Origin of the sequence: Oceanicella sp. SM1341, from assembly GCF_003448965.1 — a bacterium.
In the GTDB taxonomy this organism is placed as follows: Bacteria; Pseudomonadota; Alphaproteobacteria; order Rhodobacterales; family Rhodobacteraceae; genus Paroceanicella.
This window is the reverse complement of the sequence record NZ_QRGC01000003.1, coordinates 112,196-124,783: the sequence shown is the minus strand read 5'-3', so window position 1 is coordinate 124,783 and position 12,588 is coordinate 112,196. Positions and strand designations below refer to the sequence as shown.

General features: G+C 68.8%; 10 protein-coding genes. 1 reads left to right on the top strand and 9 read right to left on the bottom strand.

Going from position 1 to position 12,588, the window contains the following annotated elements; all coding sequences use genetic code 11:
• Nucleotides 1-299: 299 nt before the first annotated feature.
• From infB to rimP, 4 genes are read right to left on the bottom strand one after another with little or no spacing between them, the layout of a single operon-like run.
• Complete coding sequence (gene infB, locus D3P35_RS04455) at nt 300-3,011, bottom strand: translation initiation factor IF-2 (protein WP_118133418.1); 2,712 nt, start codon at nt 3,009-3,011, stop codon at nt 300-302.
• Between the two features lie 46 nt (nt 3,012-3,057).
• On the bottom strand, nt 3,058-3,717 hold the full coding sequence (locus tag D3P35_RS04450) for an RNA-binding protein (protein ID WP_118133260.1): 660 nt from the start codon (nt 3,715-3,717) through the stop codon (nt 3,058-3,060).
• 17 nt (nt 3,718-3,734) lie between these two features.
• Nucleotides 3,735-5,372 carry a transcription termination factor NusA gene (gene nusA, locus D3P35_RS04445; RefSeq protein WP_118133259.1) on the bottom strand — a complete coding sequence of 546 codons (1,638 nt, stop codon included), beginning with the start codon at nt 5,370-5,372 and terminating at the stop codon, nt 3,735-3,737.
• Nucleotides 5,373-5,960, bottom strand: coding sequence for a ribosome maturation factor RimP (rimP, locus tag D3P35_RS04440; RefSeq protein ID WP_118133258.1), 588 nt, complete (start codon nt 5,958-5,960; stop codon nt 5,373-5,375).
• Nucleotides 5,961-6,189: 229 nt separating this feature from the next.
• Here rimP and D3P35_RS04435 point away from each other — a divergent pair, with 229 nt between their 5' ends.
• Complete coding sequence (locus tag D3P35_RS04435) at nt 6,190-6,495, top strand: hypothetical protein (RefSeq protein WP_118133257.1); 306 nt, start codon at nt 6,190-6,192, stop codon at nt 6,493-6,495.
• Between the two features lie 64 nt (nt 6,496-6,559).
• On the opposite strand, the gene dnaJ is transcribed toward D3P35_RS04435, so the two are convergent.
• From dnaJ to D3P35_RS04410, 5 genes are all read right to left on the bottom strand, one after another.
• Nucleotides 6,560-7,705, bottom strand: coding sequence for a molecular chaperone DnaJ (gene dnaJ, locus D3P35_RS04430; RefSeq protein WP_118133256.1), 1,146 nt, complete (start codon nt 7,703-7,705; stop codon nt 6,560-6,562).
• A complete protein-coding gene (locus D3P35_RS04425) occupies nt 7,692-8,576 on the bottom strand; it encodes an FkbM family methyltransferase (protein ID WP_157982034.1) in 885 nt (294 codons plus the stop codon). Before D3P35_RS04425 ends, dnaJ begins: the two co-directional genes overlap by 14 nt.
• Before the next feature lie 55 nt (nt 8,577-8,631).
• Nucleotides 8,632-10,545 carry a molecular chaperone DnaK gene (gene dnaK / locus D3P35_RS04420; RefSeq protein ID WP_118133254.1) on the bottom strand — a complete coding sequence of 638 codons (1,914 nt, stop codon included), beginning with the start codon at nt 10,543-10,545 and terminating at the stop codon, nt 8,632-8,634.
• Nucleotides 10,546-10,803: 258 nt separating this feature from the next.
• Nucleotides 10,804-11,547, bottom strand: a complete 744-nt coding sequence (locus D3P35_RS04415; RefSeq protein ID WP_157982033.1) for an enoyl-CoA hydratase/isomerase family protein — start codon at nt 11,545-11,547, stop codon at nt 10,804-10,806.
• Nucleotides 11,548-11,554: 7 nt separating this feature from the next.
• Nucleotides 11,555-12,343 carry an exodeoxyribonuclease III gene (locus D3P35_RS04410; RefSeq protein WP_118133252.1) on the bottom strand — a complete coding sequence of 263 codons (789 nt, stop codon included), beginning with the start codon at nt 12,341-12,343 and terminating at the stop codon, nt 11,555-11,557.
• Nucleotides 12,344-12,588: the final 245 nt, after the last annotated feature.

Genomic DNA, 12,588 nt, shown 5'->3' with positions numbered 1-12,588 from the left:
ACATGTTCGCGGCGGCGCTGAAGCCCGGATCACGCGCGCCGTCTGTCCCGCCTTTCCGCCCTCGGGGGGGCTCGTGCTCCCGGCTTCCGGCAAGCTGCGAGGTCGGGAGGTGGCCGCCTCGGGTTCGCGGTCGGCGCCCTGCAGGCAATAGGCGGACTGCCGAACATGCTGCCTCCGCGCGGGGAGGCAGGGTGCCCGGATGTCACCGCGAGGCGGGGCGGCGGCGCGGGGACCCGGAATAAGGAAAAAGGGCGCCGGTGGCCGGCGCCCTTTTCGAATTGTCTCGATCCTGCCCCGGATCAGTCGAGCGTGCGCTCGACCTCCTCGGTGGTGAAGATCTCGATGACGTCGCCTTCGCGGATGTCCTCGTAGTTCTCGAAGGCCATGCCGCATTCCTGGCCGGCCCGGACCTCGCGGACCTCGTCCTTGAAGCGCTTCAGCGTCTTCAACTTGCCCTCGTGGATCACCACGTTGTCGCGCAGCAGGCGGACGCCCGCGTCGCGGCGGGCAACGCCCTCGGTGACCTCGCAACCGGCAACCTTGCCGACGCCCGTCACCTTGAACACCTGCTTGATCGCCGCGTAGCCGATGAAGGTTTCCTTCACCTCCGGCGAGAGCAGGCCCGAGGCCGCTGCCTTGATGTCATCCACGAGGTTGTAGATGATCGAGTAGTAGCGGATCTCGACGCCCTTCTGGTTCGCGGACTCGCGGGCCGGGGCGTTGGCGCGGACGTTGAAGCCGATGATCGGCGCATTGCTCGCCTCGGCGAGGGTCACGTCGGACTCGGTGATGGCACCCACGCCGGAGTGCAGCACCCGGACGCGAACCTCGTCGTTGCCGACCTTCTCCATCGCCTGGACGATCGCCTCGACCGAACCCTGCACGTCGCCCTTCACCACGATCGGCAGCTCGGCGACATTGGAGTCGGCCTTGGCCTGGGCGAGAAGGGTCTCGAGCGAGCCGCGGGCACCGGCGGCAGCCTGGCGCTCCTTGGCGACGCGGGAGCGGTAGTCGGCGATCTCGCGGGCCTTGGCCTCGCTCTCGACCACGTTGAGCGTGTCGCCGGCCTCGGGCGTGCCGTGCAGGCCGAGCACCTCCACCGGAACCGAAGGCCCGGCTTCGTCGACCCGCTCGCCCTGGTCGTTCATCAGGGCGCGTACCTTGCCCCACTGCTCGCCGACGACGAAGACGTCGCCGCGGCGCAGCGTGCCGCGCTGGACGAGGACCGTGGCCACGGGGCCGCGGCCGGTGTCGAGCTTGGCCTCGATGACCGCGCCTTCCGCCGGGCGGTCCGGGTTGGCGCGCAGATCGAGGATCTCGGCCTGCAGGGCGATGTTCTCGAGCAGCACGTCGAGCCCCTTGCCCGTGTGGGCGGAGACCTCGACGTCGAGCACGTCACCGGACATGGCTTCCACCACGACCTCGTGCTGCAGCAGCTCCACGCGCACCCGCTGCGGATCGGCATCGGGCTTGTCGGTCTTGTTGATCGCCACGATCATCGGCACACCGGCGGCCTTCGCATGGGCGATGGCCTCGATGGTCTGCGGCATGACGCTGTCATCGGCCGCGACCACCAGCACCACAATGTCCGTCACCTGCGCGCCACGGGCCCGCATGGAAGTGAAGGCGGCGTGGCCCGGCGTGTCGAGGAAGGTGATCTTCGCGCCGGAATCGATGGTGATCTGGTAGGCGCCGATGTGCTGGGTGATGCCGCCGGCCTCGCCCGAGACCACGGAGGTCTTGCGGATCGCGTCGAGCAGCGAGGTCTTGCCGTGGTCGACATGGCCCATGATGGTCACCACCGGGGCGCGCGGCTTCAGGCTGTCCGCCGAGTCCTCGGTGGTCTCGATCGCGTCTTCCACGTCCGAGTCCGAGACACGCACGACCTTGTGGCCGAACTCCTCGATGATCAGCGCGGCGGTGTCCGGGTCGATCGTCTGGTTCTGGGTGGCCATGATGCCGTTCTGCATCAGCCATTTCACCACGTCCGCGGTGCGCTCTGCCATGCGGTTGGCGAGCTCCTGGACGGTGATGGCGTCCGGCAGCTGCACGTCGCGCACGACCTTCTCGCGCGGCTCGTTGGAGCCGAACATCTTGCGCTTCTCGCGCTCCTGGCGGCGGCGCATCTGCGCCATCGAGCGCTGGCGACCGGCACCGTCACCCCCAGCAAGCGCCTGGTTGATGGTGAGCTTGCCGGTGTTGCGGCGGTCGGCGCCCTTGGCGGCCTTGCCACCGGGACGGTCGTCGCCGCCTGCCGGGCGCTCGCGCCGGGCCGGGACAGGGGTGGCGCCGCGCGGCGCGCGGTCGTCGCCCGGAACCTCGGTGCCGCGCGGGGCGCGGCCCGGCACGGCGGCGGGATCGGCGGTCTTGGCGGTGGCGGCGGCACGGGCGGCTTTCGCCTCGGTGCGGGCCTTCTCCTCCTCGACGCGCTTCGCCTCGGCCTCGGCGGCCTCGCGTGCGGCGGCTTCCTCGCGCTCGCGGCGGATCTCGCGCTCACGCTCCTCGCGCTCGCGGGCCTCCTTCTCCTCGCGGAGCTTGTCCATCTCCTCGATGCGGCGCTGCTCTTCCTCGGCTTCACGCTTGCGCCGGTCGGCCTCGTTGGCCTTCGCGGCCTCGAGCGCCTTCAGCCGGCGGGCGTATTCTTCCTCGGAAAGGGTGCGGAGCATCTGCCCCTTGCCCTGCACGCGGCCGCGCGGCTTGGCCGAGCTGCCACCGGCAGGACGGGCGCCGCCGCCGGACGGCGCGCGGCCGGAAGGCTGCGCCTGGCCGCCGGAGGCTGGCCGGGCCTGGCCCTGCGGGGCGGCCGGTGCGGCGCTGCCGGACGTGGAAGAAGGTGCAGCCGGGGCCGCCGCGGGTTTCGCCGCCGCTGGCCTGGCCTCCGCCGGAGCGGCAGGAGCCGCGCCCGGTTTCGGCGCAAGATTGAACTTGCGCTTCTTCTCGACCACGACGGATTTCGAGCGGCCGTGGGAGAAGCTCTGGCGCACTCGGTCGCCAGAGCCCCGAGGCCCCATTTTGCCGCCCTTGTTGTCGCCGCCAGTGGTGTCACTCATGCTCATGTCAACCTATCGCTTCGGGCCCGTCCTTGGCCCCGTCATCATCATGTTGCAGCGGCCCGGATGGCGCTGCACAGTCTCGGAGCCCGGAAAGCCGGGCTGCTTCTCTCAGGATCCGATCCGTGACCCCGCCGGCGTCGAGCGCCGCATGTATCACATGATCGCGTCCAAATGCCAAACCCAATTCGGACCCGGTCAGACAGGCGATGCGCGGGGCATCGCCGGCCATGGGCCGCAGCCTGGCTCTTCCTTGCTCGGATCCGTCCGACGCCTCGATGAGTGCGCCGACGGGCCCCGATTTCAGCCGGGCCTTCACCTTGTCATGCCCGGCAAGTGCCAGCCCTGCCTTGCGGGCGAGGGCCAGATGGTCGATCAGCCGGCGGGCGACGAGCGCTTCGAGCGCCTCTGGGAGCCCCTCCGGTACGCGTACCTGCTGCCGCGCTGCGCGGGAGAACAGGTTCTTCTTCACGGCCTTCGCCAGCGCCTCGCGGCTGGCGGTGAGCCATATGCCCCGGCCGGGCAGGCGCTCGGCCAGATCGGGAACGATCTCGGCGTCGGGCCCGACCACGAAACGGATCATCGCGCCGGTATCGCCTGAGGCGCCGGTCGCGATGCAGCGTCTTTCGGGGCCGTCCCGATCCTTGGTGCGACCGCCCCGGGTCATTCTGCCTTCCGGCCGGGTCAGGCCCCGGCCGCCTCCTGCGTGTCGTCGCCGTCCTCGGCGGAGGCCTCGGCCTCTTCCGCCTCGGCCTGGGCCGCGAGGTCTTCCTCGGTCACCCAGCCGAGCGCGAGGCGCGCGGACATGACGAGGGTCTGCGCCTCTTCGAGCGACATGTCAAACGCCTCGAGGATGCCGTCATCCTTCACGCGCTTGCCGTCGACCGTGGTATACCCGCCGGCCAGCTCCCAGTCGGCACAGGTGGCGAAGTCCTCGAGGGTCTTGATGCCCTCGGAGCCGAGCGCCACCAGCATCTGCGGCGTGAGCCCCTCGAAGGAGAACAGGCTCTCCTCGACGCCAAGCTCGCGGGCCTTTTCCATCGCCTGGTTGTTGAGTTCCTCGAGGCTCTCGCGGGCGCGGGCCTGAAGTTCCTCGGCGGTCTCCTCGTCGAAACCGTCGATGGACAGCAGATCGTCCATTTCGACATATGCGACTTCTTCGAGCGATGTGAACCCCTCGGACACGAGAAGTTGTGCCACCATCTCGTCGACGTTCATCGAATCCATGAACATCTTGGAGCGTTCGGCGAACTCGGCCTGGCGGCGCTCGCTCTCCTCGGCCTCGGTCATGATGTCGATGTCCCAGCCGGTGAGCTGGGAGGCGAGGCGCACGTTCTGGCCGCGGCGGCCGATGGCGAGCGAGAGCTGGTCATCGGGCACGACGACCTCGATGCGCTCGCTGTCCTCGTCGATCACCACCTTGGAGACCTCTGCGGGCTGCAGCGCGTTCACCAGGAAGGTCGCGGTGTCTTCGGTCCAGGGAATGATGTCGATCTTCTCGCCCTGCAGCTCGGCCACGACGGCCTGCACGCGGCTGCCGCGCATGCCCACGCAGGCACCCACGGGGTCGATCGAATGGTCGTAGGAGATCACGCCGATCTTGGCGCGGGAACCGGGGTCACGCGCGACGGCCTTGATCTCGATGACGCCGTCGTAGATCTCCGGCACTTCCATCTTGAACAGGGCGGCCATGAACTCCGGCGCGGTGCGCGAGAGGAAGATCTGCGGACCACGGGTCTCGTGGCGCACGTCCTTCACGAAGGCGCGGATGCGGTCGCCGTTGCGGTAGGCCTCGCGCGGGATCATCTGGTCGCGGCGGATGATCGCCTCGCCCCGGCCCACGTCGACGATGACGTTGCCGTATTCCACGCGCTTCACCACGCCGTTGATAATGGTGCCGACGCGGTCCTTGAATTCCTCGAACTGGCGCTCGCGCTCGGCCTCGCGGACCTTCTGCACGATGACCTGCTTGGCCGACTGCGCGGCGATGCGGCCGAGGTCGAGCGTGGGCAGCGGGTCGGCGATGATGGAGCCGATCTCGGCCTCGGGGTTTTTCGCCCGGGCCTCCTCGAGGGTCATCTCGGTGAAGTGATTCTCCACTTCCTCGACCACCTCGCGCACGCGGGACATGGAGAGCTCACCCGAGCGCCGGTCGATATGCGCACGGATGTCGTACTCGGCGCCGTAGCGCGAGCGCGCCGCCTTGCCGAGGCTGTCTTCCATCGCCTCGATGACCAGCTCCGGGTCGATCAGCTTCTCGCGCGCGACCGCGTCGGCGATCTGGAGCAGTTCAAGCCGGTTGGCACTGACAGTCGAGCTCATCTATGCATCCTCCCGCCGTTCGGGTTCATCGGGTTCATCATCGTCGGTCTCCACGACCTCGTCGAATTCGGCTTCGTCGAAGCCGGTGCGGCCCTTGAGGGATTCCGCGATCAGGTCATCGGTGAGCACCAGCCGGGCGTCCGACAGCCAGTCGAACTCGAGCCCGATGGTGCCCTCGTCGATCTCGATCAGCACCTCGGTGCCCTCGATCCCGGCGAGAATGCCCTTGAAGCGCTTGCGGCCCTCGATGAGCTCGGAGGTCTCCAGCTTCGCCTCCCAGCCCTGCCAGCGGTCGAAATCCGCCAGGCGGGTGAGGGGCCGGTCGATGCCGGGGGAGGAGACTTCCAGGTTGTATTCCCCCTGAATGGGGTCCTCGACGTCGAGAACGGCGGAGAGCGCGCGCGAGAGGTTCGCGCAATCCTCCACCTCCATGCTGCCATCCGGCCTCTCGGCCATGATCTGCAGGGTGGTCTTCTTTCCCGACATCAGCCGCAGGCGTACGAGGCCGAAGCCCATGCCCTCCACCGTGGGGCGCAGGAGCTCGGCCAGCTTGCGGTCGAATGCTGCTTTGGCAACCAGATCCGTCACGGGCGTCCTTCTCCGAAAACAAAAAAACGGGCTCGCGGCCCGTTCGTCTTCCCGGTGGTGGAAGGCCCCGGAGGCCTCCCGCCGCTGTTGGAGACGTCTATACGCCTCCGCCCCGGCGGATGCAAGGCCGAATCCGGGCAGCGGCCATGCAGGGAACCCGGGGGCCTGTTACTGGATTATTTGCACACGCACATCTATAGTGCGGTGCACAATAACCCGGAGCACCCAGATGTTCTCTCTCCTCGACGGTCTTTCCCTCTACCAGGACGCGCTCAAGATCGGGCAGCTCAACCTCGCCATCGCCGTTTCGGCCGGCGAGGTGATCATGCGGCGCAACATGCTGATGGTGAGCGGCACCATCACCAGCACGGAAATGAGCCGGATGGTGACGGAGAAGCACGAGACCTTCGTGAAATCGGTGAACGCCGCGGCCGGGGCGGCGCTCGGCGGCGGCAGCCCGGCCCGCATCGTCGAGGCCGCGCTCGCCCCCGTGGGCCGCAAGACCTCCGCCAACGTGAAGCGCCTGCGCCGCTGAGGCCCGCGCGCGCCCGCGCGCGCCGCAGGCGGGAAGCCGCCGCGCCGCGCGGCGCGGGAAGGGCTCAGTTGGTCATGCCGTCCCAGAAGCGCTTGACCTTCGAGAGGAAATCGGTCGCCTCGGGGTTGTTGTCGCGCCCGGCCTTCTCGAACTCGCGGATGAGCTCCTTCTGCCGGGTGGAGAGGTTCACCGGGGTTTCCACCGCCAGTTCGAGGTAGAGATCGCCCGCCGCGCCGCCGCGCAGCGCCGGCATGCCCTTGCCGCGCAGGCGCAGCAGCTTGCCGGACTGCACGCCCTCCGGCACCTTCACCTTGGTGCGGCCGCCGTCGAGCGTGGGCACTTCGATCTCGCCGCCCAGCGAGGCGGTGACCATCGACAGCGGCACCCGGCAGTGCAGGTTCTGGCCGTCGCGCTCGAAGATCGGGTGCTCGGCCACCTGGATGAAGATGTAGAGATCGCCCGCCGGGCCGCCGCGCAGGCCGGCCTCGCCCTCGCCGGCGAGGCGGATGCGGGTGCCGGTCTCCACGCCCGCGGGGATGTTCACGTTCAGCGAGCGCACGCGCTCCTGCCGGCCGGAGCCGCCGCATTCGGTGCACTTGTTCTTGATGATCTGGCCCTGGCCCGCACAGGTGGGGCAGGTGCGCTCGATGGTGAAGAAGCCCTGCTGCGCGCGCACCTTGCCCATGCCCGAGCAGGTGGGGCAGGTGCTGGGCTCGGTGCCGCCGGCGGCCCCGGTGCCCGAGCAGGCGTCGCAGGCGGTGGAGCCGGGCACCTGCAGGCTGGCCTGCTTGCCCGACATCGCCTCTTCCAGCGAGATCGAGAGATTGTAGCGCAGGTCCGAGCCGCGGGTGGCGCGCGGGCCGGCGCCGCGCCGGCCGCCACGGCCGCCGCCCATGAAATCGCCGAACAGGTCGTCGAACACGTCCGAGAAGGCCGAGGAGAAATCGGCGCCGCCGGGCCCGCGCCCGCCGCCGCCCATGCCGCCCTCGAAGGCCGCGTGGCCGAACTGGTCGTAGGCCGCCTTCTTCTGGCTGTCCTTGAGGATGTCGTAGGCCTCGTTCACCTCCTTGAACTTCGTCTCCGCGTCGGGGTTGTCGCGGTTACGGTCCGGGTGAAGCTCCATGACCTTCTTCTTGTAGGCTTTCTTCAGCTCGGCTTCGGAGGCGGATTTCGCCACCCCGAGGATTTCGTAGAGATCACGTTTCGACATCGGTCGGCTCCTGCTGCCGTGCAGGCCGGGCCTGCAGGCTGAGAATGGTGTTGATCCCGGTGCGCAGCACGGGAGCGTAGCCGCGGGAGACGAGCAGGCGCACCGGCTCGCTCTCGGGCCCTCGGCCGGTTTCGAGAACCACATGCCCGGGCCAGAGGGCCACGGGGGCAGTGTTGAGGAAGGCGGTGAGAACCGGCAGCTCCACCCCCTCGATATCCATCTTCATCGCGTCGATCCGGGGCAGGCCCGCGTCGCGCACCACGTCCAGCAGCGGCCGCATCGGCACCTCGAAATCGCCGGTCTCGGCCACGCGCGCCTCGCCGCGGTTCGAGAGGCCGCCGGAGGCGAAGCGCACGCTGCCCTCCTCGGCGCCGAGCGCCACGGGCGCATGCACCACCTCCGCCGCACCGGAGGCGGCGAGGTTGAAGGTGAGGCGCGCGGCGTTCACCGGGTCGGGCTCCACCGCCACGGCCTTCAGGGCGATGCCCCGGGCCTGGCAGGCGGCGCGCACCGAGAGGGTGTAGAGTCCCACGTTCGCACCGGCATCGACGAAGCAGAAATCGCCCTCGGCCCCGGCCACCGCACGGTCGAGGAAGGCGCGCTCCTCGGCGTCCCACAGGTGGATGCCGGCGAAGGCGCGCTTCTCGCAGCGGTTGTCGGCCGGGTGGAGGCGCACCTTCTGGCTGCCGAACACGGTGACGTCGAACGGCGCCTCGCGCCCGGCAAGGCAGAGCTTGCGCAGCAGCGACACCCCCCAGAGGCCGACACGGCCCTCGGGCATGTGATCGGCCATCCGCCTAAGCGAATCGACCACGCCGGGCAGGGCATGGTCTCCGAACGGCGTCTGGTCGCTGGCTGGGATACGGTCCATGAAAGGCCCCTTGCGACGGCGGCACCCGGTTGCCCGGGTGCCGCCCGAGATGGCCTCAGTTCTGCTTCTTGTCGTTGTCGACGTCTTCGTAATCGGCGTCGACGACGTCATCCTTGCCGCCCTCGGCCTGCGGACCCTCCTCGGGGGCCTCGCCGGCTTCGGACTGCGCCTTGTAGATCGCCTCGCCGAGCTTCATCGAGGCTTCCATCAGCGCCTGGGTCTTGGTCTTGATGTCCTCGAGGTCTTCCCCGGCGGCGGCTTCCTTCAGCGCGGCAAGGGCGGTCTCGATCGTGCCCTTGGTCTCGGCGTCGACCTTGTCACCATGCTCCTTGAGCGACTTCTCGGTGGAATGCGCGAGGCTCTCGGCGTGGTTCTTCGCCTCCACCAGCTCGCGGCGCACCTTGTCGCCCTCGGCGTTCGCCTCGGCTTCCTTGACCATCTTCTCGATGTCGTCGTCGGAAAGACCGCCCGAAGCCTGGATGGTGATCTTCTGCTCCTTGTTCGTGCCCTTGTCCTTGGCGGACACGGAGACGATTCCGTTCGCGTCGATGTCGAAGGCGACCTCGATCTGCGGCATGCCGCGCGGTGCCGGCGGGATGTCCTCGAGGTTGAACTGGCCGAGCAGCTTGTTGTCCGCCGCCATCTCGCGCTCGCCCTGGAACACCCGGATCGTCACGGCCGACTGGTTGTCGTCGGCGGTCGAGAAGATCTGGCTCTTCTTGGTCGGGATCGTGGTGTTGCGGTCGATCAGCCGGGTGAACACGCCGCCCAGCGTCTCGATGCCCAGCGACAGCGGGGTCACGTCGAGCAGGACCACGTCCTTCACGTCGCCCTGCAGCACGCCGGCCTGGATGGCGGCGCCGAGGGCCACGACCTCATCGGGGTTCACGCCCTTGTGGGGCTCCTTGCCGAAGAACTTGGTCACTTCCTCGATCACGCGGGGCATGCGGGTCATGCCGCCGACGAGCACGACCTCGTCGATCTCGTTCTTGGTCAGGCCCGCATCCTTCAGCGCCGCCGCACAGGGCTTCATCGACTTCAGGATCAGGTCCTCGACCAGGCCCTCGAGCTTCGCGCGGGTGAGCTTGAGCACCAGGTGAAGCGGGGTCGAGGTCTTGGGGTCCATCGAGATGAACGGCTGGTTGATCTCGGTCTGGCTCGAGGAGGAGAGCTCGATCTTGGCCTTCTCGGCAGCTTCCTTCAGGCGCTGCAGGGCGAGCTTGTCCTTGGTGAGGTCGACGCCGTGCTCCTTCTTGAACTCGGCGGCGAGGTACTCGACGATGCGCATGTCGAAGTCTTCACCACCGAGGAAGGTGTCGCCGTTGGTCGACTTCACCTCGAAGAGGCCGTCGTCGATCTCGAGGATCGAGATGTCGAAGGTGCCGCCGCCGAGGTCATAGACCGCGATGGTCTTGCCACCTTCCTTGTCGAGACCGTAGGCGAGCGCGGCGGCCGTCGGCTCGTTGATGATGCGCAGCACCTCGAGACCGGCGATCTTGCCGGCGTCCTTGGTGGCCTGGCGCTGAGCGTCGTTGAAGTAGGCCGGAACGGTGATGACCGCCTGGGTCACGTCCTCGCCGAGGTAGCTCTCGGCGGTTTCCTTCATCTTCTGCAGGATGAAGGCGGAGATCTGGCTGGGGCTGTACTTGTCGCCCTTCACTTCCACCCATGCGTCGCCGTTGCCGCCGTCGACGATGGTGTAGGGCACCATGCCCTTGTCCTTCGTCACCATCGGGTCGTCGATGCGACGGCCGATGAGGCGCTTCACGGCGAAGAGGGTGTTCGACGGGTTGGTGACGGCCTGGCGCTTGGCCGACTGGCCAACGAGGCGCTCGTCATCGGTGAACCCGACCATCGAGGGCGTCGTGCGCGCGCCCTCGGAATTCTCGATCACCCGGGGTTTCGCGCCGTCCATGATGGCGACGCAGGAGTTGGTCGTCCCGAGGTCGATACCGATAACTTTACCCATGAATCTGCATCCTTTCCTTTACGCGGCGATTCCGGAGCCCGGGTCCGTTGCGGCCCCCGCACCCCATCCCTGAGGGCCCTTCACGCTTCGGTGAGGGGCATCGGAGTCAGAGCCGATATAGGCGGCGAAAACGCGGCCTGCAAGCAGTCGGGGCGGAATCTGTCGCGGTTCGTGTCTTGTATTTTCGCGCCTTGGCGCGAGGGGGGGTCCGGGCGGTGGCGCAAGCCTGCTCACGCCGCCGCACGAGGCTGTTCGGGCTCAGGAGCCGGTGAAACGGGGAGGGCGCTTGTCGCGCATCGCGGCAAGGCCCTCGGCGTGGTCGGAGGAGGCGAAACAGGCCGCGATGCGGGCCCGCGCCGCCTCCGTGTCGAGCCGGCCTGCGCCGAGCTCGGTGATGGTGCGCTTCATGCCCGAGACCGCGAGCGGGGCGAGCGCCGACAGCTCCTCCGCCAGCGCCTCCAGCCGCGGCTCCAGCGCCTCGGGCACCACGAGTTCGTCGAGGAAGCCGATGTCGCGCAGGGCGGTGTCGGAGAAGGTCTCGGCGCGCAGGAACATCCGCCGCGTGGCCTGCTGGCCCACCACGCGCAGGGCGCGGGCGATGCCGGCGGGCTCGTAGTGGATGCCCAGTTTCGCAGGCGGCACGAACATGCGCATGCCATCCACCCCGATGCGGAAATCGCAGGCGAGCGCCAGCTCCACCCCGCCGCCGTATACCCCGCCGTTGAGGGCGCAGATGGTGGGGCGGGGGAAGGCCTCGAGCGTGTCGCAGAGCGCGGTGAGGGGGTTTTCGGTCCAGTCCGCCGCGATCCCGTCGAGCGCCGCGCCGGAGCAGAAGCTGCGCCCGGTGCCGGTGAGCACCAGCACGCGCAGCTCCGGCCGGGCGGCGAGATTGCCGAGCGCCTCCGTCAGCGCCGCCATCGCCGCGCGGTCGAGCGCGTTGTGACGCTCGGGCCGGGCGAGGGTGATGCGGGCGACGGGGCCTTCGACGGCGGTCTCGATCATGGCGGGTTCAGAGCTCGAAGGTGGCGAAGACCGGGGCATGGTCGGACGGCTGGGTCCAGCCGCGGCAATCGCGCAGGATGCGGCTGCCGGAGGAGGCGGGCGCGATGTCGGGCGTGGCCCAGACATGGTCGAGCCGGCGGCCCTTGTCGGCGGCGTCCCAGTCCCGCGCGCGGTAGGACCACCAGGAATAGAGCTGCCCCTCGGGGATGTGCTGGCGGGTGACATCCACCCAGTTGCCGGCCTCCTGCGCCGCGGTGAGGTGCTCCACCTCGATCGGCGTGTGCGAGACCACCTTCAGCAGCGCCTTGTGCGACCAGACATCATCCTCGCGCGGGGCGATGTTGAGGTCGCCCACCAGGATGGAGCGCTGCGGCGGCTCGGCGGTGAACCACGCGCGCATCTCGGTGAGGAAGGCGAGCTTGTGCTCGAACTTCGGGTTCACCAGCGGATCGGGCTCGTCGCCGCCGGCGGGGATGTAGTAGTTGTGGATCGTGGTGCCGTCGGCCAGCCGGCCGGCCACGTGGCGTGCATCGCCCTTGGTGCAGAAGTCGCGCTGGCCGGCGTCCTCCATCGGCAGGCGCGAGAGGATGGCCACGCCGTTGTAGCCCTTCTGGCCGCGCGCGATCACATGGGTGTAGCCAAGCGCGGCAAACCCCTCCAGCGGCAGCTTCTCCACCGGGGACTTCGTCTCCTGCAGGCACAGCACGTCGGGCGCTTCCTCTTCCAGCAGGCGGCGCACGATGGGCTCGCGCAGGCGGACGGAATTGATGTTCCAGGTGCAGATCGTGACGGTCATGGGGGTCTCCGGCTGTTGGCCGCGGATAATGGCCTGCCGGGTTCCGGGGCTCAAGGTCGAAGATGGCCGGTTGCCGGAAAGGAAAGCGCCCGACGGTCTGGGCCGTCGGGCGTCCACCCTGCGAGGGGTTTTCGGCCCGGTGAGGGGGTGGGGCCGAAGGGATGCACCGCGAACCTGGGGATCGTCGGGTGCATGCATATCGTGCGTCGGGGGCGGGCTGCCGGTCAAGGATTCCGAAGGCCCGC

Bases quoted from the DNA above. Each gene is read 5' to 3' on its own strand.
- D3P35_RS04425 (WP_157982034.1), bottom strand. From the start codon at position 8,576: ATGGACCGTATCCCAGCCAGCGACCAGACGCCGTTCGGAGACCATGCC.
- D3P35_RS04415 (WP_157982033.1), bottom strand. From the start codon at position 11,547: ATGATCGAGACCGCCGTCGAAGGCCCCGTCGCCCGCATCACCCTCGCC.
- dnaJ (WP_118133256.1), bottom strand. From the start codon at position 7,705: ATGTCGAAACGTGATCTCTACGAAATCCTCGGGGTGGCGAAATCCGCC.
- D3P35_RS04410 (WP_118133252.1), bottom strand. From the start codon at position 12,343: ATGACCGTCACGATCTGCACCTGGAACATCAATTCCGTCCGCCTGCGC.
- D3P35_RS04450 (WP_118133260.1), bottom strand. From the start codon at position 3,717: ATGACCCGGGGCGGTCGCACCAAGGATCGGGACGGCCCCGAAAGACGC.
- infB (WP_118133418.1), bottom strand. From the start codon at position 3,011: ATGGGGCCTCGGGGCTCTGGCGACCGAGTGCGCCAGAGCTTCTCCCAC.
- D3P35_RS04435 (WP_118133257.1), top strand. From the start codon at position 6,190: ATGTTCTCTCTCCTCGACGGTCTTTCCCTCTACCAGGACGCGCTCAAG.
- nusA (WP_118133259.1), bottom strand. From the start codon at position 5,372: ATGAGCTCGACTGTCAGTGCCAACCGGCTTGAACTGCTCCAGATCGCC.
- dnaK (WP_118133254.1), bottom strand. From the start codon at position 10,545: ATGGGTAAAGTTATCGGTATCGACCTCGGGACGACCAACTCCTGCGTC.